The organism is Schnuerera sp., assembly GCF_035459645.1.
In the GTDB taxonomy this organism is placed as follows: Bacteria; Bacillota; Clostridia; order Tissierellales; family Tepidimicrobiaceae; genus Schnuerera.
Window position 1 is genome coordinate 1 of the sequence record NZ_DATHXO010000160.1, and the last position, 24215, is coordinate 24215.

The following is a 24215-nucleotide window of genomic DNA, read 5'->3' on the forward strand; positions in this document are numbered from 1 at the left end:
AAAAAAATCCTCATGAATAAAAATTCATGAGGATAAAATATCTATTATTTTTTTAATTTTAGCCTTGATGTTCTGCATGTATTATTCTTTTTTGCCATTTATTCATTTTATAAATTATATAACCATATACACATATTAGAAAATTACTAGAACTCATAGAAATCCATATTCCTACAGGTCCTAAATTAGTTAAATGTTTAAACATTAAAATCATAGGAATTCGAATACCCCAAAGTCTTCCAATAGCCATAGTCATAGAATACTTAGTATGACCCGAACCTTGAAAAAGTCCTTGGAATATACTAAATAACCCCATTAAAGGCATGGTTACTGAAATATACCTAAGGTATGTAATTCCTTGTTCAATTACTTCCATATCATCTTTAGAACGCATAAAAAGCTCTATTATTTCCGAATCCTTCCATAACATAAAGATTACCCCTACAACTGATATGGACAATGTAATTATAACGGATTTTTTAAAAGCTTCTTGAACTCTATGAGATTGATTTGCTCCCATATTTTGACCAACTATTGAAGTTAACCCTGCTCCTATACCCATAGGTGGTTGCATTATTAATGATGTAATCCTATTAACCATGGCAAAAGCAGCTAATGTTGCTGTACCGTAGGAAGCTATAAAGCTATTTAAAACGACAAAACCTAAAGCTGCCCCAGATTGCCCAATGCTTGCAGGAAATCCTACTTCTACAATTTTTTTCAACTTTTTTTTGCTAAATTTAAACCCCTTAAATTTTGGTTTAATCATTGGTGAATATTTTTTTAATACATATATACCAGCAAATACCAATAAAGCTTGTGATATTACTGTAGCTATAGCTGCTCCTGCTACCCCCATATCCAATGTAAATATAAAAATTGGGTCTAGTATTACATTCAATATAGCACTAGCACCACTAAGTATAGTTGGCGCTAGTGTATTTCCCTGTGCTGTCATAATAGAGTTAAAATTGAAAAATAAGAAAACAAATGGAAAACCTAGAAAACTTAGCCTTAGATATATATTACTATATTCAGCTAGTTCACCACTCCCCCCCATTAGTTTAATAATATATGGACTTAATATATATCCTAATAGAGCAAAGCAGACAGAAAATATTAAGGATAGCACCATTAATTGACTAGCATATTTATTTGCTTCATCATATTCTGAAGCACCTATTAGTTGGGATAAAATAGAAGTCCCAGCTATTGAAACTCCTATGCCTAAAGATATAAATAAGAATATTACAGGCCACACAAAAGAAGTAGCTGCAAATTGAACAGAGCCTAATTTACTTACCCAAACAGCATCTGCTAAATTATATAAGGTTTGAATAAAGTTATTTACCATAATAGGCAAAGATAGTACTATAATTGCTTTATACATATTGCCCTTTAATATTAATTCTTTTCTATCTAGTTTTTCCATAAGCCCTCACCTCATCAAATTAAACTATATACTCTTTTAATATTATATCATCAATCTACAATTAAAAAAAGTACTTAGATACTCGAAATGTTATTATTTTCATTTAAAAAGGATTGGGCATGAAATCTTAATAAAATTTCTTTTAATCAAACCACAGTTTTAATTCTCTTTCTGCACTTTTAATAGAATCCGAACCATGAACAATATTCTGAGTAAGAGAATAAGCAAAATCTCCTCTAATTGTACCCGGCTGAGCTTTACAAGGGTCTTTATCCCCTATCATAATTCTCATTATATCTATGACAGATTCTCCTTCAACCTCTAAGGCCATAACTGGCCCTTTTATTAAATAATCTATTAATTCATCAAAAAAAGGTTTTTCCTTATGTTCTATATAATGCTCTTCTACTAATTCTCTACTAGGTTGAAACAATTTCCCTTTAGTAATTTTGAAACCTTTTCTTTCAATTCTTCCTATTATTTCCCCTACTAATCCTCTCTCTACTCCATCAGTTTTAATCATGATAAAAGTTTTTTCCATTCTATCACCTCAATAGTTTTTTAATATATTACTCCTTTTCCAAATAAGTTATTGTAGCTAAAAACATATTCCCATGTTGAGTATATTCAATATCTATTATCTCTAGTAAATTTTCTTCATTTGTAAGAATCCATTCATTCATCTTTTCCTCTAAATTTGAACCATCTCCATAATCTACTATAGATACATGCTTCATTCTACCACTCCTTAAAAACATAGTTACAACTAATATATTCATTTTAAGGAGATAGTTTCATAATTTTTCTCTAGTAGTACCCGTTGTATTTTATAATATCTTTATACCACCTTCAATAAATTCAATTTTTCCTTCTTTTAGCAACCTTCCTACAGCTTTTTTAAATGCAGATTTACTAATATTCAATTCCTTTCTTATTTCTTTTGGGGAACTATAATCATTTAATAAAAGCACGCCACCATTTCTTTCAGCTTTATTTAGAATCATTTCTGCATCTTTATCTATTTCCATGTAGGATTTATCCCTTAAGCTAAGATCTAGTTTCCCATCTTCTTTTACATTTGTTACTCGTAAATTTACTTCTTCTCCTGGGGTATAAATTCCTATTAACTCTTTTTTAGGTATTAAACCTTCATATTTATTATCAACCGCTACAAATGCACCAATTTCATCATTAATGCTATAAATTGTTCCCTGTACCCAATCATTTTCCTTATAAGGAGAATCGCTACGAAGAAAATCCTTTATTCTCATAGTACCACATAGTCTATCACTTTTATCTAGATATAGTCCTATTAAATATTTTCTTCCTTTTTCTAATTTCATAGTTTGCTCCTTAAAAGGCAAAAATAAATCTTTTTCTAGTCCCCAATCGAGAAATGCTCCTATTTTTGTAATATCTACTACCTTTAATAAACCTATTTCTCCTAAAGTAACTTTTGGAATTTTCGTTGTTGCAATTAGTCGTTCTTTAGAATCCCTATAGATAAATACATCTATTTCATCACCTATTTTAGTATCTTTAGGTATTTCCTTTTTAGGTAATAATATGTCTTCATCCTTTTTTCGACTATTTTTAGTATTCAAAAATAGTCCTACAGAAGTATTCCTTTTTACCTCTAATTTCTGTATTTCACCAATATTAATCATAAATACACCTCTTATTTTATTCATTGTAACTACGATTTTATCATATTTAGTATATGTTTTCCTGCTATTTTTTATATAACTATTAAATGGGACATTTATATATGTCCGGAACCACTGAAAAAGTCAAATTGTCATCCTGAACCGAATAAATTGTCATCCTGAGCTAAAGGTGAAGGATCTTGTTTTTGTGCTATTTATAGATTCTTCACTAACGCTCAGAATGACAAATTAAACGCTTTTCAATGGTCTCATAAATGTCCCATTTGCTCAAATCATGTTAAAATTTATCGTAATATATACGTTCTTCAAGGATTCCCTTTTCTTTTAATACTTCTACTACTGTATCTATCATCGCAGGGCTACCACATAAATAGGCTTCCTTATCATCTGGATTTTTTATATGGTTATCCAGTAATACATTTACCCTTCCCCTCGCTCCAGTCCAATTATGTTCATCTAATGCTCGAGAAAGAGTTGGTATAAATTCAAAATCATATAAAGTTTCTTCTAATTCTTTTAATTCATCTAATAGAAATAAATCTTCTGGAGTTCTAGCACCAAAATAAAACTTAGCCTTACGTTTTATATCTTTATCTTTCATATGATAAAGAATAGAAAGGATTGGAGCCATCCCTGTACCAACTGCTACTAAAACCATCTCATTATCATATTTATCTTCATAATAAAAATCTCCGTAAGGACCGTTAATATCAACTGTATCTCCTACTTTTAAATGTTTATGAACATAGGTTGTGGCTTTACCTCCTGGTACATATCCTATTATAAGGTCTATATAATTTTTTTCTGAAGGTGGAGATGCTATTGAATAAGCTCTATATACCTCTTCATCATTGCCTTCATATATAGGAGCCTTTAATTGAATATATTGACCTGGCTTAAAACTAATCTCTTCTCCTTCTTCAAACCTTAATCTTAATTTTTTTATCACAGGAGTCATGTCTTCAATGGACTCCACCTGAACTTCATATTCTCTTACATTAAATAGCTCTTCTGGAATCTCAATTTTCATATCTTCCTTTACTTTACATTGACAAGAAAGCCTTACTTTATCTTCAAGTTCTTCTTCAGTAAGCCAAGGCATCTCTGTAGGAAGAACCGGTCCACCACCTTCTAATACTTTTACCTTACAATACCCACAGGTGCCTTTCCCACCACAAGCTGAGGGGATGAATATTTTTTCATCTATTAAGGCTGATAATAACGAATTTCCACCATCTACTATGTATTCCTTATCATCATTAATCGTTATTTTCATCTCACCATAGTTAGCAATGGTTCGGTCAGCAAGGGTTAATAAAAAAGCCAATATACCAGTAAAAGCTGTTACAGTAGCTGTTGTAATTAGTATAGTTTCCATATTATTCCCCCCTATTGAATCTGCACTATACCTGAAAAGCCAATAAAAGCTAAGGCCATCAAGCCGGTTATAATTAATGTTATTCCAGGGCCTTCTAATCCCTTTGGTAATTTATTGTTTTTTATTCTTTGTCTAGCACCAGCCATTGCAACTATTGCTAAAGTCCAACCTATTCCAGAGCCTACACCAAAACCTACTGATTGAAGGAATGTATATTCTCTAATTACCATAAATAAAGAAACCCCTAATATTGCACAGTTAACAGTAATAAGTGGTAAGAATATACCTAAAGCATAATAAAGATTTGGGAAATATCTTTCTACTATCATTTCAATTAATTGTACAAAGGCAGCTATACTAATAATAAATACAATAAATCTTAAATACTCTAGATTTAGAGGTACCAAAATATTATGATAGATTATATAATTTAACATAGTCGTAAAAGTTAAAACAAAAGTAACCGCCTGTCCCAACCCCAATGAAGTTGGTATTTCATTGGATACACCAATAAATGAACACATACCTAAAAAATAACTAAATATCATATTGTTTGTAAATATAGCAGCAAAAAATATGACAAAAGGATTAAGTTCTATCATTAGTTAGTTGCACCTCCCTCTTTTTCCTCTTTAGTTGTTTTGCTTCTAGCCCACCAAACTATCACACCCAATATAAAGAAAGCTGCTGGTGGCATTACCATTATTGTCCAATTAGTCCACCAATCTCCTAAAACCTTGTATCCAAAAATGGTTCCAAATCCAAATAACTCTCTGATAAAGGATATCATAAGTAATATTATAGTATATCCTATTCCAGAAGCTATACCATCTAAAAATGAATTTAGAGGCGGATTGTTCTGGGCGTAGCCTTCACATCTACCCATTATTATACAATTTGTTATTATTAATCCTACATAAGGCCCTAAAGCTTTACTCATTTCAGGGTAGTAAGCTTTAAGAAAAATGTCTACTATTATTACATAGACAGAAATTATAAGTACTTGAACCATCATTCTAATATGTTTAGGAGTAAACTTCCTTATAATAGATACGGTTAACTCTGAAAAAGCTGTAACAAATATTAAACCCAATCCCATTATCAATGAATTTAGCATTAAGTTTGTAACAGCTAAAGCAGAACATATTCCAACGACTTGTCTAAATATTGGATTATCCTCCCAAATGCCTCTTTTAAATATTTTCTTTGGGCTATCTCCTGCCATTTAATCCTCCCCCCTTTGTCTATTTATAAATTCATATATATCTTCATTAAGAAATTGGCTAACAGAATTAGAAGTTTGGGTAGCACCAGCAATGGCATCTACATTCCCACCAGCTGCTGGTCTGTATATAATATATTCTCCATCTGTAGCTTCACTTAAATTCAAACCTCTAAACTGTTCTTTAAACCAATCCTCCGTAATCCTACCACCTAATCCTGGTGTTTCACTATGGGATACGAAGTCTAGTCCCAGAAGTTGGCTATAGTCCTCAGATACTGCAACATAGCCTTGGACAGTCCCCCAAAGAGCCGTTCCTCCAACGGGGAAAGCATAACCTAATACTTCTTCTCCTTCCTTAACAAAGTAAATAGTTTCATCTTCTACTACTTCTTCACCTACATATTCATTAAATACTTCTTCTATCACTTTAGGTTCTTCAGAAGGTATATCTATATCAAATACATAAAGTAAAGTCTTTCTTAACTCCGTTTCTTCATTAAAAGCAATTGCATCGGTAGTTGCATAATTCAGATAAGCAAGTATTAATGTAAAAAAAGCAGTGATTACCACCATGAAAATAATTGGAAAACCAAAGGATTTTTTCATGCCGTCACCCCTTCCTTTGCCTCTCTTTTTAGTTTCTTATAATATTTTATACCTTCATCAATAACTGGAGCAAAAGTATTGCCTATTAATATTGCAAACATCATTCCTCCTGCAAATAGGGCATATCCACGTATTATTACTGTAACTATTCCTATTAGGATTCCATATATCCATTTACCCTCCTTGGTTTTTGGAGATGAAATAGGGTCAGTAGCCATAAATACCATCCCAAATAAAAATCCTCCAGATAGTATACCAAAAATAGGATTTGGGATTTGTGGATTTCCAAACAAATATAAAATACTGCTTAATCCAGTAAACCCAATTAGTACTCCTGCCATGGTCTGCCAAGATGCTACTTTTTTATATATTATATATATTCCTGCTAAAATAATTAAAATAGCACTAGTTTCGCCTAAAGAACCTGAAACATTCCCTAATAATAATCTTAGTGAAGGTAACATTTCCCCTGTCTCACGAAAAATCAACATAGGGGTGGCTTGGGAAATAGCTTCAACATTCTCTGTTATATATGTAGCAAACCCGCCTGGAAAACCAGTTGCTGCCTTCGACCATTCGATAGTTAATGGTTCTGGGAAAGTTACATAAACAAATGCTCTAGCCACTAAGGCTGGATTAAATAAATTCCTCCCAAAACCACCAAATACTTCTTTACCAAAAAAAACTCCAAATATAATTCCCACCACTGCAATCCAAAACGGTGTCCTTGGTGGAAGAGTTAATACATAAAGTATACAAGTTACAAAAATTGCTTCTGATGCCTTTTTACCTTGTTTCTTCTCATAAAACCATTCGGTTATAACGCCAAATAGAGTCACCCAAAATAGAAGAACCAAAGACCTCCATCCATAAAAATAAATAGATGATAAGATTAGAGGAATTAAAGAAATGATAACTGTCCTCATCATCTTTTGTGGCATAAAATATTTTTTCAGAAAGTTAGACACCAAAAAACCACCTCCATAAAATTAAATTTCCTTACTCATACTAATATATTCCCTTATTTAAATAAAAAAAACATCAATAATTGGTTTGTAACACTAATAATTATTGAAATTTTAATAAAAATATCTAGGTATCTATATTATGATTTTAAATTGATTGATTATAAGATATTGTTTTTTGATAGATGATAATAATTATCATTTACAATTATAGCATTTTATGATATATTATTATTGGCTTAAAATTATCGCGGCAAAAATATAAATGGAGATGATAATTTTGGCAAAAAAAATGAATCCTAGATTTAAAGAATGTAGAAGATTAGGATTAAATGTATATGGCCATCCAAAGGCAATGAATAGAGCGAAGAAAGGTACTTCCAGAGCAGATAAAAAACTATCTAATTATGGTATGCAATTACTAGAGAAGCAAAGATTAAGAACCTACTATGGTGTTATGGAAAAACAATTCCTAGGATATGTACGGGAAGCTAAAAAATCTAAGGATCAAACTGGATATGCTTTAATCAAGATATTGGAGTCTAGATTAGATAATTTAATTTATAGATTGGGTTTTGCCTCCTCTATTAGACAGGCAAGACAAATGGTTGTCCACGGCCATATTAAAGTAAATGGTAAAAAAGTAGATATACCTTCTTATAGGGTCAATATAGGAGATGTTATTTCTTTAAAGAAAAAGTCAAGGAATATAGAATTATTTAGAGAAAATTTCCTTTCATCTTTTCCTAACCTATATCCTTATTTAGAAAAAGATGAATCCAGCTTTTCCGGTAAATTGACTAGATATCCAGCAAGAGAAGAAGTACCAATTGAAATTGAAGACCAATTAGTCGTTGAATTTTACTCAAGTATAATGTAATGATTATAATAGGCACCTAAAACTAGGTGCCTATATGTTTTATAAGTCCATTTTTAAATCTTGTGTTCTATCAGCCATATCTTTAGAAAAATCTACTAATTTTCTTATATACTCTTCTTCCATAAAAGGAGAGGAAAGTAGAAAATCTGCAGTAGATTGGTTGTTTGCTACAGGTATATCATATAATACTGCAATACGTAATAATGCCTTAACATCTGGATCATGAGGTTGGGCTTCTAATGGATCCCAGAAGAATATCATAAAATCTATATCCCCTTCTGCAATCCGTGATCCGATTTGTTGATCTCCTCCTAGAGGACCAGATTTAAAAGCTTTAACAGGCAAATTTATTGTCTCAGAAATTAGAGTAGCTGTAGTTCCTGTTCCGCATAGGAAATGTTTATTAAGCTTATCTTTATTAATTTCCACCCATTGAATCATATCCTTTTTTCTATTGTCATGAGCTATTAAAGCTATCCGTTTTTGCTTTCCCATTTTTATAGTCTTAAAACCCTTTTTACTAACCATTTTTACAACTCCTTAATATTTTAATTATTATACTATTACTTTATACAAATCTATAGTATATAGCAATAAAAAAAGTGGCTTAAGCCACTTTTTTTATAATAAAGAAGAAAGTTAAACTATACTCTTTACAATGTAATTATTTCATAACCTTCCTCGATGAATTTAGTCATTGAAGGATGACCATTTAGTTCTCCGTTTATTGGAATCCCTGTCCTTTCATTATATGCTAGTACACCCATCTTAGCTGAACAAGCTTTACAAATACAATCGAACAAATTCAATTCTCTAGCCTTTTCATAAGATTTATTCCCTTTAGATTCCAGTTCTCTAATCAGCTTAACTGATTCACCTTCCATAATAATTTTCACTTCCATACCTTTTTCATGCATATCTATTGCATTCAAAAGCACATGCATAAAACACATTTGTTCTCCTCTAAATGCGAAAAAAGCAACTTTTTTCAAAGCTACACCCCCTATATTTTCATATTACCTCATTGAAAAAACTATGTCAAGAAGTATACTAAACATTTAGAAGCTAATTATTATATTGAAATTTGAATTAATATATGCTAAAATATTAATAGTTTAATGGGCGATTGGTTCAGCAGGTTAGAGCGCCACGTTGACATCGTGGAGATCGTTGGTTCGAGTCCAATATCGCCCACCATAAAATTAGAGCATCTGCCATATGTAGATGCTCTTTTTATTTAAATTAAATATTCTGCAATATTGGTAGCACAATACCAATTATACCGCCTAGAAGAGCTCCAAGCCAAGTTATAGCTTTCAATTCTTTATTAGCTATTTCAAGTATAAGTTCTTCTGCAAAAGCTATATCGTAACTATTTATCTGTTCTTCTACTACCTTGGATATATTAAATTCTTCTACAATATTAGGTAGTTTATTCATAATAAAATTATTAGAGATAATGTTAAATAAATTAGTAATATTTTCAATTGTTTCTTCGTCAATATCTTCAACAATAGACAAAACAGGTTTATCCATGATTCTTTCAACGATTATATCAATAGTTAAGAATATATTATTATATAATATTTCTGAACTTAAAAATCTTTCTAATTCATTAGATATAAAGTTTAATATATTCTTTTTGATATTAGTTTCTTCGGATTTAATCTTTCTATCTATTATATTAACAGCCTTATTTCTATTTTCCTCTTTCAAAATAGACTCTAAAATTACATTAGAAATTTTTTCTATTTCTTCTTTTCCAATTTTTGAAGAAATTATTATGGCAGCGTCTTCCACCTTGTTTTCTAAAATTTTATCAATGAAAGTTATAATAATAGACACAATATTTTTATTGATATCCGGTTTATAAAGATATTCCTTTATGGCAAAAAATACTTTGTCTGATATTACTTCAGGGCTCATGAATATTGCAATTATTTTATTCATATTATTAGAAACAATAGTTTCAATAGCTTCCTTTAATTTTAATTCAATTATCGGGTCTTCTAAAATATTCCTTAAAATTCTTACAATATTTTCATCCTGTTCATAAATAGTCCCTTTTAAAAAATCAATTGCTTCTTCTGGTACTATCTCATACAATGACCTTTCGTCTTTAGTTAATTCTTCTATTTTATTACTAATTAGAATTTCTAATTCTTGCTTTACTTCATCTGATTTATATATTTGATATAAAAACAACTCCATTTTTTTATTTATTTGGCTGTAAAGTTCGTCCTTAGAATCCTCAAATATATAATCTTCAATTAAATCAATTAATTTTTCTTTAAAACTCTCTTGACTTAATTGCAAATAAATAGAATTAGTTATCTTCATTTTTATACTTTTTAACAAATCATTATAATTTCCATACTCTAAATTCTTTACTAAAGATTTTAATGACTTTTCTTCTTTTTGTAGTTTATTTATACAAGATTTAACCCATTTTTTTATAAAATCCTTCTTATTATTATATAAGGATTTTATCACTACTTCTGGAGATAACAGATATTCTCCTACTGCTTCTCCTACACTTTTTGCAATTCTACTTCTTTCCTTTGGAATAAGCCCTGGAGTAAAAGGAATATGGAGATTAAAAATCCTTTTCTCGTAATGGGGTCTGAATAGCATTTTTATAGCGATCCAATTGGTAATATATCCTATAGTTGCTCCTATTACTACTGGTATTATAAATCTCACTTCTACACCTCTTATACTTATTGCGTTTTTAAAGTTTATTTCTCATATTTAATTAATGAATTTACATGGTATTTATTTAATTTTTCCCTTCCTTTTAAGGATTCTAATTCTATTAAAAATTCCATTGCTACTACTTCTCCACCTATAGACTCAATTAATTTTGCTGTAGATAGAATTGTACCACCTGTAGCTAGTAGATCATCTACAATTGCTACTTTCTTGCCCTTTTCAATGGAATCCTTATGTATTTCCAATGTATTAGTTCCGTATTCTAGTTCATACTCATAACTAATAGTTTCTGCTGGTAATTTACCAGGTTTCCTAACCGGTATGAACCCTATCCCTAAAGCATAAGCTACTGTAGCTCCAAATAAAAATCCCCTTGCTTCTGGTCCTGCAATATATTCTACTTCCCTATATTTTAAATCTTCTACTATTAAGTTGACAGCTTCTGAAAATGCTTTTCCATCATTTATTAAAGTTGTTATATCTTTAAAACTAATACCTTTCTCTGGAAAATCTTCAATTACTCTTATTTTAGATTTTAGTTCCAAATTTATACCTCCTATAGTTATAATCATATTATCCTATTTTATTTTATCATATTTTTTAATTATTGATAGTATAATAATATATTTATGTACTTTAAAATTTGAAGAGACGATTCATATTAAATAGAATCGTCTCTAATTAATTAAATACTTACTTTATCTAATTTTTCTAACTCATATTGTTTAATAATTTTCATCAACTTTATAGCATATTCTGGATCAGTAGCATAACCCGTTCTTTTAAGTGCCCAAGCCCCTTGAGTGCTGTTGTGCATTACTTCTTTGAATGGTTCATACCTAGTAGAATTCAATAAGAAGTCCTTATGATCAGCCCAGCTTTCTTCTACATTATTGTAAGCTCGAAATTCAGCATCGACATGGTAGGTTTGTCCATTATAAACTTCCCAAGTATTATAGGTAACTGAACCTTGTGGCCCTTTCCCCTTTATTCCAAATAAATTATAGGAAAGTTTTCCACTATATTTATCTACAGGTACGCTTTGCCCCCAGCCAGTTTCAAGAATTGATTGAGCTGTTTGTAAAGCTGCTGACATGCCTGTTCTATCCCAAGAATCTTTTGCTAATTCAGAAGCTAAATTTAGAAATTTATCCTTCTCAATTATTGGTAAAGATTTATATGTTTCTCCAAGATAAACTCTAATCGGAATTTCTTCACTACTAACTTGCTTACCATTAACCTTCCCAATAGCTTTTATATTCCAGTATCCTACATCTTCTTTGGTAGGAGCATATTCCTGACCAATTAAAGGATCTACATCTGAATCAATGATTTTCTGTTTTCCTGTTTCTTGATTTATTAGTACATAGCTAACGCTATCTAATGTAACATTACTTTCAGTCTTTATTTTTATTGAATCCTTTAAAACTTGATTTGGACCTACTCCTTCTAAAAGTACTATAGGTTCTCCTGGTAAATCAACTTTTTTAGCTTCACTTTCGTGGTATACACCTTTTATATCTTTCACTCTTGTAAATAATTCTATCTCACCTGAAAGTTCTGGTCCTGGGAACCATCTATAGCCACCATAGGGTATTTTAGCTAAAATTTCTTCTTTTCCAGTACTAGTGTCCCTCATTATATATTGGGTTTCTGTAACATCAAAATTCCTTGAAGCCAATAGGTTAACAGGTTTATTTATTATTTGTCCCTCTACAATTCCTGATAATGCTAGTTTAGGTTTAACTTCAACTTTAGCCAATACTTTTTGGCTTTCATAAGATCTATTATTACTATCATAAGCAATTACCTTAAAAGAATAATTGCCATTTTCCTTTAATTGAGGATCCCATCTATATTCGCCATAAGGATCTTGGGGAATATCTTCACCAATAATCTTTGTTTCATTGTTATCTAAATTGGTAATTTCATATTTTACATTAGTAGCTGTAAAATTAATATCTGCTCCTAAAGATATTGTATCACTTAATACTTCTCCTTCTGTTACTCCTGTTAAAGAGACTTTTGGCTCTACATCTAGATATATAGAAATAGCATCTCCAGCTAAAAACTGTCCTTTATTATCATAAATACCAGCTACAAGAACCTTTTCTCCCTTATCTTGTAAATTTGCAATCCAAGTATATTTCCCAGTTATATCCTTTCCTCTAGCAATTACAAATCCTTCTGCTGTTTCTGGATCCAGTAGTAAATATTTTATCTCTTTCGCATTGGTTAAATTTTCATCAGAAAACTCTATTTGCAAATTTGTTTTTCCATCTACAACTTGTCCAGAATTTAAAGTAGTAAATTCTACAGAGAAAAATGGCTCAATATTAGAGTTTTTACTAGAATCTGCATTTATCATTCTATTTTCCTCATCCCATTCTATTTCTATGCCTAAAGCATTGCTCACCAAACGAAGAGGTACAAAAGTACGTCCATCTATAATTTTAGGTGTTATGTCACTTAGATAATAAGTTTTTGTTTCCCTTTGATTAAACACTAAACGACTTCCAATTTTTAATCCTATTATTTGATTATCTTTTTCTATAGTTACTTTTTTATCTTTATCATTCCAATTAACCTCTGCTCCTAATTCTTCTGCTACGAATCGAATCGGCACTAAAGTCCTACCATTTTCTATTATTGGATTAGCTAGTGAAGTAATATCTTTCCCATCTACTACTAATCTAATAGGTTTTGCAGCTATAGCATGTAAATTGAACCATTGAAAAAATATCAATGTAATGACCATTAAAAAAAATAATTTTCCATGAAATTTCCTTTTTTTCAATTATTCCACTCCCTTCATCTTTAGGATAAATTCTTTATTATCTATATTATACATTAGAATCTCGCTTTTCCTAATAGATTACATATTAAATTTACATTACAAACACAACAATATTATGAAAGGTCAATGATAATATAAGAAAATTTGCTATAATTCCTATGATTAATGATATAATATTTATATTGACTTGTTATTAGATTTATTATAATTTAAGGAGGATTTTATGAAAAAAAGGGTAATTTTAGGTATGAGCGGTGGAGTTGATTCATCTGTCTCTGCCTTATTGCTAAAGGAAATAGGATATGAAGTAATTGGACTTTTTATGAAAAACTGGGATGAAAAAGATGAATTTGGAGTATGTACGGCAACAGAAGATGCTGAAGATGCTAGAAGGGTAGCCAATCAATTAGATATCCCCTTTTATACTATAAATTTTGAAAAAGAATATTGGGATAGAGTATTTACCTATTTTTTAGATGAATACAAGAAAGGAAGAACTCCTAACCCAGATGTCATGTGTAATCAAGAGATAAAATTCAATTCTTTTCTAGATTACGCTTTGAAATTAGAAGCAGACTATATTGCTATGGGTCATTATGCTCAAGTAGAAGAAAAAAATGGTAAACACTATCTTCTCAGAGGAAAGGATAAGAATAAAGATCAAAGCTATTTTTTATCTAGAATAGGACAACAAGCTCTTTCTAGAACCCTATTCCCAATAGGACATCTCAATAAAAAAGAAGTTAGAGAATTAGCAGAAAAAAATAATCTTTATACTGCTAGAAAAAAGGACTCAACTGGAATATGTTTTATAGGTGAAAGAGATTTTGATGAATTCTTAGATAAATATCTTTTAACAAAAGAAGGAGACATTATAGATGTAGAAGGAAATAAATTAGGTAAGCATAAAGGGTTGATCCACTATACTCTAGGTCAAAGAAGGGGAATAGGTATAGGTGGAATTGGTACAGGAGAACCTTGGTTCGTAGCAGGTAAAAATTTAAAGAAAAATCTTCTTTATGTAGCTCAAGGCGAAAATCATCCAGCCCTTTATTCTACTTCATTAATCGGAGAATCTCCTTCATGGATACTGGAAGAAGCCCCTAATATGCCTTTAAGATGTACTGCTAAGTTTAGATATAGACAATCGGATATTCCAGTAACGGTGGATATATTAGAAGATGGCAACCTTCATATAAAATATGATGAGCCAGTAAAGGCAGTAACCCCTGGCCAAGTAGCAGTATTATATGAAGATGAAATATGTCTTGGAGGTTCTATTATAAAATCTATAGTGCCTTTGGATAATAAATATTCATATTTAAATGAAATCTAATGGGACAGTAAAAACCATCCCCACTGTCCCATTAATTTATCCTAAGCAATTACTTCTCCTGATTAATTTTTTCTACATTTTTCATCTTTACTTGACAATATAATTTTTAAATGCTATCATATATAAAATTTAATAAAAAATCCTCATCCTCCAAGGGTGAGGTAGAGGTGCGATTACTAAGAGTACTTATATTAAGGCCGGAAGCCAATGATATATGGGGAAAGGAGTCATCGCCGAAGTGTCAGATACCAAAATCTGATGCTGGGACTGCATCTAATAGGTGTAGAACTGTCATCATTGTATTTATTTGCCCGATACTTTGATGTTGAGCTATCTCACTATGGGCCAGAAAGGGGGAGAGGATGTCTTTAGCTTTGCTATTAACAAAAGTATTTGACATACCTGTCAAATGCTTTTTTGTTTTTTTGAATATAAAAAACTGATTTATATTTTAATTAAAAATTAGTTTTAAAATTTATTTGACAAAATTAGATTGGGAGGTAAAAATATTGTTAAATCAATCAGAACAATTAATTAATACAATGAATTCAACACATTCAACGGATTCAGGTTTTAAAAAAGAAATTAGTTTATTTGGCGGAGTTAGCATTCTAGGTGGAATAATGGTAGGGTCAGGGATTTTCTATCTAGGTTCATATGTATTGATGAGAACAGGTATGAGTTTAGGTTTAGCATTGCTAAGTTGGATTTTAGGTGGTTTAGTTTCTTTATTAGGAGGTATTTGTTATGCTGAACTAGGTGCATCTGATCCCCGTGCTGGTGGTATGACTGTATACTTAAATAAAGCCTATTCTCCTGTAGTAGGGTTTTTAAATGGATTTAATAGTTGGTTAATCGGTGGTCCCGGTTCTATTGCTGCAATTGCAATTGCATTACCAAGCGCTTTAACCGCTATCATACCCATGGGAGAATGGACAATTAAAATTATAGCGATAGTACTAATTATAGGTCTCACTATTGTAAATTATTTTGGTGTTAAATTTGGATCAAAACTCCAAAATTATTCTATGATTGCAAAATTAATACCTATTGGTATTATAATGGTATTAGGACTAATGTTCGGAAAAGTATCTCCAGACTTAAGTCTTACACCTAAAACAGTAGATGTAAATTTTGGTTCAATCATTAGTATGGTAGCCTTTGCAGTGGTCGCTAGCTTATGGGCTTATGAAGGATGGACTAATTTAAACACTGTAGCAGAGGAATTAAAAGAACCTAGGAAAAATTTGCCCCTTGCTATCATTATTTCTATTGTTTCAATAACAGCATTATACACTCTATTCAACTATTCCATATATAGAGTTATACCTTTTAATGAAATTGAAAATTTGATTGCAAATAATGAATTCTATCTAGGTAGCTATGCAGCAGAAAAGCTAATGGGGAGATCTGGCAGTATTTTAGTCATAATTGGTATGGTGGTTTCAATGTTTGGTGCTCTTAATGGATGTATATTAGCCTTTCCAAGAATGTATTATGCAATGAGTGTAGAAGGTCATTTCTTCAAAAGTTTTGGTAAATTACATCCAGAACATAAAGTACCTCATGTTCCTTTGATTATACAAGGACTAATATCTATCATATTAGTATTGTTAAGAAATTTAAATCAATTGACTTCTTTAGTTGTATTTTCAGGAATGTTGTTTAATACATTAGGAGTATATGCAGTAATAATTTACAGAAGAAAATTCCCTGATTTAAAAAGACCTTATAAAGTAATTGGTTACCCTGTTACAATAATATTAACAACTTTTATATTTGTAGGGCTAATGATCAATACATTTATTGAAGACCCTTTAACTTCATTGATCGGTTTATCCGTTCCTGTTATTGGGCTGTTCTTCTATATCTATTTTAATAAAAAAAATGAAAATACACAAAAAATATAAGGAGATGATCTTTTGAGAACAATTTTAAAAAATGGTAAAATCTATGTTGAAAAAAACAACTTTCAAGAAGCGTTACTTATTGAAAATGGAATAATCAAACAGGTTGGTTCTAATAAAGAAATTCTTAATAATGATACTGACAAAATCATTGATCTTCAAGGAAAAACTGTTTTGCCAGGTTTTAACGATAGCCATATGCATCTTGCATCTATAGGTGCTGCAATGACTTCCTGTGACTTAAACAGTGCTAAATCAATAGATGAAATTATTATATTGGGTAGGAATTTCTTAAAAGAAAATGAAGATTTAACTGCATTATATGGTCGTGGATGGAATCAAGATTATTTTACTACTGGGGACAAACGTCTATTAAATCGATGGGATTTAGACAAAATATCTACGGAAATTCCCATCGTATTTGATAGAGTGTGTGGCCATGTTTCAGTTGGGAATACAAAAGCTATAGAAATACTGGGGATAAATAAAAGTACCTTTGTAGATGGAGGAACCATAGTACTAGATAATGAAGGAAATCCTAATGGAATTTTTAATGAAAATGCTGTAAGTCTAATTCAATCTGTTATTCCTGAAAAAAGCAATAAGGATAAGGAAGAAGAATTTTTAAAAGCTGCAAATTATGCTTTAAGTGTTGGAATAACTTCTGTTCAATCTTGTGATGTTTCAAATAAGGAATTTAAAAATATGTTCAATATCATCCACAATATCTATAATAATAATAAAACCAAGCTAAGATATGGAATCCAATTCAACTTTCAAAATATAGAGGATTTTAAAGATTATCTGGAAACAGAATTTAAAGAAGGGCTTTACGATGAAAAATTTCTATCTAAAGGAGCATTAAAACTATTTAAAGATGGTTCCCTAGGCGCTAGAACTGCTTTAATGTTGAAAGACTATAATGATGCTCCAGGTATTAAGGGAGTTGCAGCATTAACAGATGAACAACTAGAAGATTTATGTAATTTAGCAACAGAAAATGGAATAAGAGTAGTAACCCATGCCATTGGTGATGGTGCAGTAGAAAGTGTTATTAATGCCTACGAAAAAACTATGAAAGATGGTGAGAACAGTCTTCGCCATGGTATTGTTCACTGCCAAATTACAAGCATGAAACAATTAGAAAGGATAGCTAGATTAAACATACCAATTATGTATCAACCTATATTTTTGGACTATGATCTTAAAATTGTCGAATCCCGTGTTGGTAAAGAATTATCCAGTACATCTTATGCTTTTAATTCCTTATACAAATTAGGTGCCCCTATGAGTTTTGGAACAGATGCACCTGTTGAAGATTGCAATCCATTCCCTAATATATACTGTGCAGTTACTAGACAAGGACTAGATGGAAATCCAGTAGGAGGTTTCTTTCCAAAAGAGAAAATGGAAATTCAAGATGTCATTGATGTTTATACAATCGGTAGTGCTTTTAATGAATTTAAAGAGAGTTTTAAAGGAAGACTAAAACCAGGCTATGTCGCTGATTTAATAGTATTAGATAAAAACATATTTACTATAGAACAATCTTTTATTAAAGATATCAAAGTCGAAAAAACCATGGTCGATGGAGAATTTGTATTTGAAAGATAAAAAGCCCCTAGGTAGATACAAGTATCTACCTAGGGTTTTTACAATCTATTCCTCAATCAATCCATTATTTACAAGAAATTCTTTAGCTACATCTTCTGGTTCTCTTTCATCTACATCTACTTTTTTGTTCATTTCGATAAGCATTTCATTGTCTAATAAAGGAGAAATTTTATTTAATAATTCTACCAACTCTGGATATTCATCTAAAACTTCCTGTCTTATTACTGGAGCTACATTATATACTGGAAAAAATAGTTTATCATCTTCAAGAGCTCTTAAATTAAATGCTGCTATTCTTCCATCAGTGGCAAATCCCATAGCCACATCCACTTGTTCGTCTTTTAATGCTCCATGAGTCAATCCTTCTGCCATTGTTATAATATTCTCCTCTTCAAATTGGAATCCATATGCTTTTTGTATTCCAGGAAGTCCATCTGGTCTCTCAAGAAAATTCAATCCAGAAGCAAATTTAAGATTCCCTCCATCATTAATATAATCTGATAAATCACTCATAGTTTCTATATTTAGTTCTTGAGCATTTTCATCTCTCATCATAAGAGCATATGTGTTGTTAGCAGTTCCATAGTCAAGCCATATTACATTATTTTCTTCTTTATCCCATGCTTTTACCTTATCATAAGCCTCCTGTGACTCAGTAATCTTTTCTTCTCCCATTTGATTTACCAAAGTTGTACCAGTATATTCCCAATAGATGTCTACTTCACCTGAGTGTAAAGCAGGTCTAATAACTGGAGTTTCTCCTAATCCAGTACGATCTTCTACTGGATATCCATTAGCTTCAAGATATTGTATTAAGATATTTCCTAAAATAAGTTGTTCTGTCCAAGGTTTAGATGCTACGCTTATGGTAGGCCCATCCTTTACAGTTGAATTATTGCTTCCACAACCTACCAGAGAAAACATCATTACTAAAACTAATACTAAAACCATCAATTTACTAAATTTGATCTTTTGCACAATAACACACCTTTCTTGTTTTTATTTATTATAAGGAGATAAACCTTTTTGTATATATCCTATAGTTTGATCTAATATAATCGCTATAGCTGCAGTAATAAGGGAACCAGTAAGTATTAATGCAGGATTAAATGTACTTATACCTCTAAATATAAGATTTCCTAGTCCTCCTCCCCCTATTAAAACTGCAATTGTAGCAGTTCCTACAGTTAATACTGCTGAAGTCTGGATACCAGCCATAATTATTGGTAATGCTAAAGGTAATTCTACCTTTCTTAATATCAATCTATTATCCATGCCCATTCCTTTTGCAGCTTCTAAAATATCTGGATCTACATCATTTATACCTGCTATAGTATTTCTTACAATAGGTAAAAGCCCATAAAGGGTCAATGCAATTATACTTGGTTTAAATCCAACTCCCATTATGGGTAAAAATATAGCTACTACAGCTAAACTTGGTACTCCTTGCGCTGTGTTTAAAAAAGACAATATTTTATTTAGCCATTTTTTAAAAGGAGGTCTTGTCAACAATATTCCTAAAGGTAATGCGATTATTATTGCAATGGATAGAGAAATACCTACCAAAATCAAATGTTCCTTTAATAGCATTAAACCTTGATTACTAAGAATCTCTAAAACAGTATCCCATTTCATTTAATCCACCTCCTTAAAGTTTTGCTCTTCAGAAATGAGTCCAGGAGAAATCAATTTAGTTTCTAATTTCCCCATAAATATATCTATTAAAATAGCCATTAATGAAACTAATACTGCTCCAACTACAATCATGTCAAAATGGGTTCTTCTTATTCCCTGTTCAATAAGGCTACCCAAATTTCTTTCCCCTATATATACAGCTAATGTTGCTATACCAACCATCATCACAATAGCCATCCTTACTCCAGCAAATATTACAGGAAATGCTAAGGGTAACTGAACTTTAAACAAAATTTGTTTAGAGGTCATTCCCATTCCCCTAGCTGATTCCAATATATCTTCATCAACCTTATTTAAAGCTACATAGACATTTCTCATAATAGGTAACATTGAATAAAGTATCAAACCAAAAACAGCACTTTTTCTAGATAATCCAAATCCAGGGATTGTTACCAATATTCCATATAATGCAACACTAGGTATAGACATAATTAAACTCCCTAATCCTAACATTCCATTTGCTAGCTTTTCATTGTTTCTAATTAAAATCCCTACAGATATCCATATTGTTAATGCTAATAAAATAGCCATTATTACTAAAATAAAATGATTTATTGTGAAACCTACAATTTTATCTATATTTTTAATAAAATAATTAATTACTGACATTTATATCACTCTTTTCCTCTTGTCCGTTTTCATCGTATGCCCTACCTATATATTTCTGAATATCACGCATATCTACACTACCAACCAAACTATTTTTATCATCCACTACCGATACAGAATTCGTATTGCATTCTAACATCTTTGCTATAGCTTCTCTTAAGGTAGCATCTAATGGTACACTATAGCAATTAGATTCTTTATTTTTAATATTTTCCTTCATAATAGATTTTATATTTATAAGACTTAATACTTTAAGGGATCTATCAGGACCTACAAAATCCTCTACAAATTCATTCGCTGGATTCAATAAGATATTTTCTGGAGTATCATATTGAACTAAACTTCCTTCATTTATTATTGCAATCCTATCTCCCATTTTTATAGCCTCGTCAATATCGTGAGTCACAAAACATATAGTCTTTTTTAACTTCTTCTGTATTTTTAAAAATTCATTTTGAAGTTGTGTTCTCGTTACAGGATCTACAGCACTAAAGGGCTCGTCCATTAGCATAGAAGGTGGATTCCCTGCTAATGCTCTTGCAACTCCTACCCTTTGCCTTTGTCCTCCAGATAATGCATTAGGATATTTAGAGTTATTTTCTTCTGGAACTAATCCTACCATTTCTAATAATTCATTGACCCTTTTATTAATCTTATTTTCGTTCCATTTTAAAAGTCGTGGAACTGTTGCAATATTATCATACACTGTAAGATGAGGAAAAAGTCCTACTTTTTGTATTACATATCCTATGCCTTTTCTAAGTTCATCTGGGTTTTGATCCATTATATTTTTCCCATTTACACAAATTTCTCCTGACGTAGGTTCAATTATCCTGTTTATCATTTTTAATGTTGTTGTTTTACCACAACCAGAAGGTCCAAGAAAAACACATGTCTCTCCTTCGTTGATTTCTAATGACAAATTATCCACTGCAGGCCTTTCCATGCCCGGATATCTTTTCACTATATTTTTAATTTTTATCATTCTAAGTCTCATCTCCTAATATTATTTTCTATATCATAATTTGAACGTTAATATTTATAATCAATCCATAAGTATATGGGTGAGATAATAATTTTTTTATTTATTGGCAACACAAAAAGGGCCTATAAGGCCCCCAAAAGAAACATGCATTTACATTTTGTTTTACATAATAATCAACAAAATACAAAATAGAACAAATTAAATTTATATTTGTTTCACACGCTTCCGAGGTTAGCTGACGGATTCGAGTTTGAAACTACTCTACGCTTCAGAACAATATCATAGCGATTCACCCCCAAATACTGGTTCCCCCGGTTTCCTTTTGGGAAATTAAGCAAATAAACTTTCATTATATTTTCTAGTTTCATATCATAACATACTCAATTATATAAGTCAAATACACAATCTAATACAAATGCCTATAATCCTAAATTATTATTTCCTACTAGCAGTTTGAAAATATTTATCCTCCAAATCTTCTAAATGATAAAAAATATGTACTAAATCATCTCCAAAATTAAGTAAAGAATAATAGGTATTGCTCCCATTAATGTTCTTTTCTATAACCTTTTTATCTATAAGTATGTTTAATTTCCTATTTAATTCTGTATGACTTAAATAGGGAATACTTTTTAAAATATCACTATAACGTTGATTTCCAAGATGAATAGATTTTAAAATTTCAGGAATCCATCTTAATTTAATTAAATCTTGTACAATTTCAAATCCATTAAAAATTTTTGTTTCCATTGCTTCACCCCTACTAACATATTTGTGCCTTTTTGTATCTTATATTATATCATATAATATAAATAACAGAAGATAATAACTAATAAATAAAAAATATAAACATTTGGAGGAGATAATATAATGAAACATATCGATTTATTACAAAAATACCTAGCTAATTTAGGTGTATTAAATGTAAAATTACACAATATTCACTGGAATGTAGTAGGTAACCAATTTATGCGCATCCATAATTTCACAGAAGAAATTTATGATGAGCTGTTTGAAAACTTTGATGAAGTAGCTGAATTATTGAAGATGAAAAAAGTAATGCCTTTATCTACTATGAAAGAGTACCTAGAAAAAGCAAATATTGAAGAAATTAATGCAAAAGATTTCTCAGTAAAAGAATCTCTAGAAATAATCAAAAAAGATTTAGAATCTATGAAAAAACTAGCAACAGATATTAGAAATACTGCAGATGAAAAAGGCGATTTTGAAACTGTTGCCATATTTGAAGACTACGTTGCATACTATAGTAAAAATATTTGGTTTGTTGAAGCAATGCTACAATAGAAAGATTTTAAAAGCATCCTTAGTTGTATAAGGATGCTTTTTTACCAACCTTAACATTAAATCTCAAAGGTAGAAGAATCTATCCACTTCCAATCCTTTCTTAACTTCTTTATCGAATCTACAAGATTGAATAAGGCAAAGTCCTTTTTTTTAGCTTCTAGCATAATATCTATATCTTTATTTAAAGGCTTGCACATTTCTATAAATTCTACAAAATCTTCTCCTTCAATAAAATCTGCATGTTTCCTATCTTTTAGATGCTCCTTAGGACTTGAAAAGTGAAATTTAGGTGGTAATTTTTGTCCTTCCCATGTAGCAATTATATCTGGTAATATCTTTTCTATGTTATTTCCATCATTATTACATATATGATGGTGGACATCTAATACCATGGGAACAGCTAAATTTTTACATAACTGAAGGGTTTCCTTAGCAGTAAATGTTTTGTCATCATTCTCTAAAATGATTTTTGATATTATCTCTTTAGGATATTTATTAAAATTCTTTTCAAATCTTTTTAGTGCAGTTTCCTTACCTCCAGTAGCGCCTCCAATATGGAGTACCATTTTACCAAGAGGATATCCTATATCTTCAAATAAATTAACATGAAACCATAGATTTCTTTTTGTGTTTTCAACTACCTTATCATCTATACTATTAATTACATTAAACTGATCAGGATGGGTATCTACTCTCATGTTGTGTTCTTCTATTATATTTCCAATAGCCTTAAAATCAACTGAAAAAATCTTCCTGTAATTCCAATCAACTTCTGGATGGGTAGCAAGAGGAATAAGTGAAGAAGTTATTCTATAGAAATGTATATTGTTCTTTATATTGTATTCCAATATCTTTTTTAAATCCATTATATTAGAATAAGAAACCTTTTTAAGTTTGTTTAGTTTCTCTTCTTTTGTTGTTAACTTTTGATAATATGTATAGGTTACTTTACTAGAAGATGTAACTTTTGGAAGCCCTAAAGCGATTGAAACATAACCTAATCTAACCTTCATAAATACACCACCATAATATTATTTTATTAATTTTACATTCTATTAATCCTTCTGTGGAATCTATTTTAAAATCTATTATAATAACAAAA

Annotated in this window: 25 protein-coding genes, 1 tRNA gene and 2 riboswitches; of the genes, 6 read left to right on the forward strand and 20 right to left on the reverse strand. The window is 30.6% G+C overall.

What is annotated here, in order from left to right; genetic code table 11:
• Positions 1–58: 58 nt before the first annotated feature.
• The 9 genes from VK998_RS03760 to VK998_RS03800 form a co-directional block, all read right to left on the reverse strand.
• Complete coding sequence (locus tag VK998_RS03760; RefSeq protein ID WP_325225640.1) at positions 59–1432, reverse strand: MATE family efflux transporter; 1374 nt, start codon at positions 1430–1432, stop codon at positions 59–61.
• Between the two features lie 142 nt (positions 1433–1574).
• Positions 1575–1973 carry a nucleoside-diphosphate kinase gene (ndk, locus tag VK998_RS03765; RefSeq protein WP_325225643.1) on the reverse strand — a complete coding sequence of 133 codons (399 nt, stop codon included), beginning with the start codon at positions 1971–1973 and terminating at the stop codon, positions 1575–1577.
• 28 nt (positions 1974–2001) lie between these two features.
• Positions 2002–2211, reverse strand: a complete 210-nt coding sequence (locus VK998_RS03770) for a hypothetical protein (RefSeq protein ID WP_325225645.1) — start codon at positions 2209–2211, stop codon at positions 2002–2004.
• A gap of 48 nt (positions 2212–2259) precedes the next feature.
• On the reverse strand, positions 2260–3099 hold the full coding sequence (locus VK998_RS03775; protein WP_325225647.1) for a CvfB family protein: 840 nt from the start codon (positions 3097–3099) through the stop codon (positions 2260–2262).
• A gap of 277 nt (positions 3100–3376) precedes the next feature.
• Positions 3377–4477 carry an NADH:ubiquinone reductase (Na(+)-transporting) subunit F gene (locus VK998_RS03780; protein WP_325225650.1) on the reverse strand — a complete coding sequence of 367 codons (1101 nt, stop codon included), beginning with the start codon at positions 4475–4477 and terminating at the stop codon, positions 3377–3379.
• Between the two features lie 11 nt (positions 4478–4488).
• A complete protein-coding gene (locus tag VK998_RS03785) occupies positions 4489–5079 on the reverse strand; it encodes an NADH:ubiquinone reductase (Na(+)-transporting) subunit E (RefSeq protein ID WP_325225653.1) in 591 nt (196 codons plus the stop codon).
• Positions 5079–5702, reverse strand: coding sequence for an NADH:ubiquinone reductase (Na(+)-transporting) subunit D (locus tag VK998_RS03790; RefSeq protein WP_325225656.1), 624 nt, complete (start codon positions 5700–5702; stop codon positions 5079–5081). The genes VK998_RS03785 and VK998_RS03790 overlap by 1 nt, the downstream gene beginning before the upstream one ends.
• Complete coding sequence (locus tag VK998_RS03795) at positions 5703–6308, reverse strand: RnfABCDGE type electron transport complex subunit G (RefSeq protein WP_325225659.1); 606 nt, start codon at positions 6306–6308, stop codon at positions 5703–5705.
• On the reverse strand, positions 6305–7276 hold the full coding sequence (locus tag VK998_RS03800) for an RnfABCDGE type electron transport complex subunit D (RefSeq protein ID WP_325225661.1): 972 nt from the start codon (positions 7274–7276) through the stop codon (positions 6305–6307). Before VK998_RS03800 ends, VK998_RS03795 begins: the two co-directional genes overlap by 4 nt.
• Before the next feature lie 277 nt (positions 7277–7553).
• Here VK998_RS03800 and rpsD point away from each other — a divergent pair, with 277 nt between their 5' ends.
• Positions 7554–8153 carry a 30S ribosomal protein S4 gene (gene rpsD, locus VK998_RS03805; RefSeq protein ID WP_325225664.1) on the forward strand — a complete coding sequence of 200 codons (600 nt, stop codon included), beginning with the start codon at positions 7554–7556 and terminating at the stop codon, positions 8151–8153.
• Between the two features lie 39 nt (positions 8154–8192).
• Here rpsD and VK998_RS03810 read toward each other — a convergent pair whose 3' ends face one another.
• Positions 8193–8681, reverse strand: coding sequence for a methylglyoxal synthase (locus VK998_RS03810; RefSeq protein ID WP_325225665.1), 489 nt, complete (start codon positions 8679–8681; stop codon positions 8193–8195).
• A 125-nt stretch (positions 8682–8806) separates the two neighbouring features.
• The gene (locus VK998_RS03815) at positions 8807–9145 is read right to left on the reverse strand and encodes a cytoplasmic protein (RefSeq protein WP_325225667.1); all 339 of its coding nucleotides are present in this window, start codon (positions 9143–9145) and stop codon (positions 8807–8809) included.
• 128 nt (positions 9146–9273) lie between these two features.
• Between VK998_RS03815 and VK998_RS03820 the strand changes: the two genes are divergently transcribed.
• Positions 9274–9350: transfer RNA gene (locus VK998_RS03820), tRNA-Val, on the forward strand.
• Positions 9351–9395: 45 nt separating this feature from the next.
• Here the strand turns inward: VK998_RS03820 and VK998_RS03825 are convergent.
• The 3 genes from VK998_RS03825 to VK998_RS03835 all read right to left on the reverse strand — a co-directional run bounded on the left by VK998_RS03825 (position 9396) and on the right by VK998_RS03835 (position 13662).
• Positions 9396–10856, reverse strand: a complete 1461-nt coding sequence (locus VK998_RS03825; RefSeq protein ID WP_325225669.1) for a DUF445 family protein — start codon at positions 10854–10856, stop codon at positions 9396–9398.
• A 35-nt stretch (positions 10857–10891) separates the two neighbouring features.
• Positions 10892–11410: an adenine phosphoribosyltransferase gene (locus VK998_RS03830; RefSeq protein ID WP_325225671.1), complete on the reverse strand. Its 519-nt coding sequence runs from the start codon at positions 11408–11410 to the stop codon at positions 10892–10894.
• 140 nt (positions 11411–11550) lie between these two features.
• Positions 11551–13662 carry a stalk domain-containing protein gene (locus tag VK998_RS03835; RefSeq protein ID WP_325225673.1) on the reverse strand — a complete coding sequence of 704 codons (2112 nt, stop codon included), beginning with the start codon at positions 13660–13662 and terminating at the stop codon, positions 11551–11553.
• Between the two features lie 223 nt (positions 13663–13885).
• Between VK998_RS03835 and mnmA the strand changes: the two genes are divergently transcribed.
• The 3 genes from mnmA to VK998_RS03850 all read left to right on the forward strand — a co-directional run bounded on the left by mnmA (position 13886) and on the right by VK998_RS03850 (position 18519).
• The gene (gene mnmA / locus VK998_RS03840; protein ID WP_325225675.1) at positions 13886–14998 is read left to right on the forward strand and encodes a tRNA 2-thiouridine(34) synthase MnmA; all 1113 of its coding nucleotides are present in this window, start codon (positions 13886–13888) and stop codon (positions 14996–14998) included.
• A 154-nt stretch (positions 14999–15152) separates the two neighbouring features.
• A riboswitch (Lysine riboswitch) is annotated at positions 15153–15339 on the forward strand.
• Between the two features lie 168 nt (positions 15340–15507).
• Positions 15508–16908 (forward strand): APC family permease, encoded by a 1401-nt coding sequence (locus VK998_RS03845; RefSeq protein ID WP_325225678.1) that lies wholly within the window; start codon positions 15508–15510, stop codon positions 16906–16908.
• Between the two features lie 12 nt (positions 16909–16920).
• Positions 16921–18519 carry an amidohydrolase gene (locus tag VK998_RS03850; protein WP_325225679.1) on the forward strand — a complete coding sequence of 533 codons (1599 nt, stop codon included), beginning with the start codon at positions 16921–16923 and terminating at the stop codon, positions 18517–18519.
• 45 nt (positions 18520–18564) lie between these two features.
• On the opposite strand, the gene VK998_RS03855 is transcribed toward VK998_RS03850, so the two are convergent.
• From VK998_RS03855 to VK998_RS03875, 5 genes are all read right to left on the reverse strand, one after another.
• The gene (locus VK998_RS03855; RefSeq protein WP_325225681.1) at positions 18565–19497 is read right to left on the reverse strand and encodes an ABC transporter substrate-binding protein; all 933 of its coding nucleotides are present in this window, start codon (positions 19495–19497) and stop codon (positions 18565–18567) included.
• A gap of 21 nt (positions 19498–19518) precedes the next feature.
• Complete coding sequence (locus tag VK998_RS03860; RefSeq protein ID WP_325225684.1) at positions 19519–20154, reverse strand: ABC transporter permease; 636 nt, start codon at positions 20152–20154, stop codon at positions 19519–19521.
• On the reverse strand, positions 20155–20823 hold the full coding sequence (locus tag VK998_RS03865) for an ABC transporter permease (protein ID WP_325225687.1): 669 nt from the start codon (positions 20821–20823) through the stop codon (positions 20155–20157).
• Positions 20810–21808 (reverse strand): ABC transporter ATP-binding protein, encoded by a 999-nt coding sequence (locus tag VK998_RS03870; protein ID WP_325225689.1) that lies wholly within the window; start codon positions 21806–21808, stop codon positions 20810–20812. Before VK998_RS03870 ends, VK998_RS03865 begins: the two co-directional genes overlap by 14 nt.
• 205 nt (positions 21809–22013) lie before the next feature.
• Positions 22014–22155, reverse strand: a riboswitch (cyclic di-AMP (ydaO/yuaA leader).
• A gap of 88 nt (positions 22156–22243) precedes the next feature.
• Positions 22244–22558 carry a winged helix-turn-helix transcriptional regulator gene (locus VK998_RS03875; protein ID WP_325225692.1) on the reverse strand — a complete coding sequence of 105 codons (315 nt, stop codon included), beginning with the start codon at positions 22556–22558 and terminating at the stop codon, positions 22244–22246.
• 120 nt (positions 22559–22678) lie between these two features.
• Between VK998_RS03875 and VK998_RS03880 the strand changes: the two genes are divergently transcribed.
• The gene (locus tag VK998_RS03880; RefSeq protein ID WP_325225695.1) at positions 22679–23113 is read left to right on the forward strand and encodes a Dps family protein; all 435 of its coding nucleotides are present in this window, start codon (positions 22679–22681) and stop codon (positions 23111–23113) included.
• Positions 23114–23169: 56 nt separating this feature from the next.
• Here VK998_RS03880 and uvsE read toward each other — a convergent pair whose 3' ends face one another.
• Positions 23170–24126, reverse strand: coding sequence for a UV DNA damage repair endonuclease UvsE (gene uvsE / locus VK998_RS03885; RefSeq protein ID WP_325225698.1), 957 nt, complete (start codon positions 24124–24126; stop codon positions 23170–23172).
• Positions 24127–24215 lie beyond the last annotated feature (89 nt).

Coding starts and splice junctions, on each gene's coding strand:
- VK998_RS03760 (WP_325225640.1), bottom strand. CDS start 1,432: ATGGAAAAACTAGATAGAAAAGAATTAATATTAAAGGGCAATATGTAT.
- ndk (WP_325225643.1), bottom strand. CDS start 1,973: ATGGAAAAAACTTTTATCATGATTAAAACTGATGGAGTAGAGAGAGGA.
- VK998_RS03770 (WP_325225645.1), bottom strand. CDS start 2,211: ATGAATATATTAGTTGTAACTATGTTTTTAAGGAGTGGTAGAATGAAG.
- VK998_RS03775 (WP_325225647.1), bottom strand. CDS start 3,099: ATGATTAATATTGGTGAAATACAGAAATTAGAGGTAAAAAGGAATACT.
- VK998_RS03780 (WP_325225650.1), bottom strand. CDS start 4,477: ATGGAAACTATACTAATTACAACAGCTACTGTAACAGCTTTTACTGGT.
- VK998_RS03785 (WP_325225653.1), bottom strand. CDS start 5,079: ATGATAGAACTTAATCCTTTTGTCATATTTTTTGCTGCTATATTTACA.
- VK998_RS03790 (WP_325225656.1), bottom strand. CDS start 5,702: ATGGCAGGAGATAGCCCAAAGAAAATATTTAAAAGAGGCATTTGGGAG.
- VK998_RS03795 (WP_325225659.1), bottom strand. CDS start 6,308: ATGAAAAAATCCTTTGGTTTTCCAATTATTTTCATGGTGGTAATCACT.
- VK998_RS03810 (WP_325225665.1), bottom strand. CDS start 8,681: ATGGTTAGTAAAAAGGGTTTTAAGACTATAAAAATGGGAAAGCAAAAA.
- mnmA (WP_325225675.1), top strand. CDS start 13,886: ATGAAAAAAAGGGTAATTTTAGGTATGAGCGGTGGAGTTGATTCATCT.
- VK998_RS03860 (WP_325225684.1), bottom strand. CDS start 20,154: ATGAAATGGGATACTGTTTTAGAGATTCTTAGTAATCAAGGTTTAATG.
- VK998_RS03865 (WP_325225687.1), bottom strand. CDS start 20,823: ATGTCAGTAATTAATTATTTTATTAAAAATATAGATAAAATTGTAGGT.
- VK998_RS03870 (WP_325225689.1), bottom strand. CDS start 21,808: ATGATAAAAATTAAAAATATAGTGAAAAGATATCCGGGCATGGAAAGG.
- VK998_RS03875 (WP_325225692.1), bottom strand. CDS start 22,558: ATGGAAACAAAAATTTTTAATGGATTTGAAATTGTACAAGATTTAATT.
- VK998_RS03880 (WP_325225695.1), top strand. CDS start 22,679: ATGAAACATATCGATTTATTACAAAAATACCTAGCTAATTTAGGTGTA.
- uvsE (WP_325225698.1), bottom strand. CDS start 24,126: ATGAAGGTTAGATTAGGTTATGTTTCAATCGCTTTAGGGCTTCCAAAA.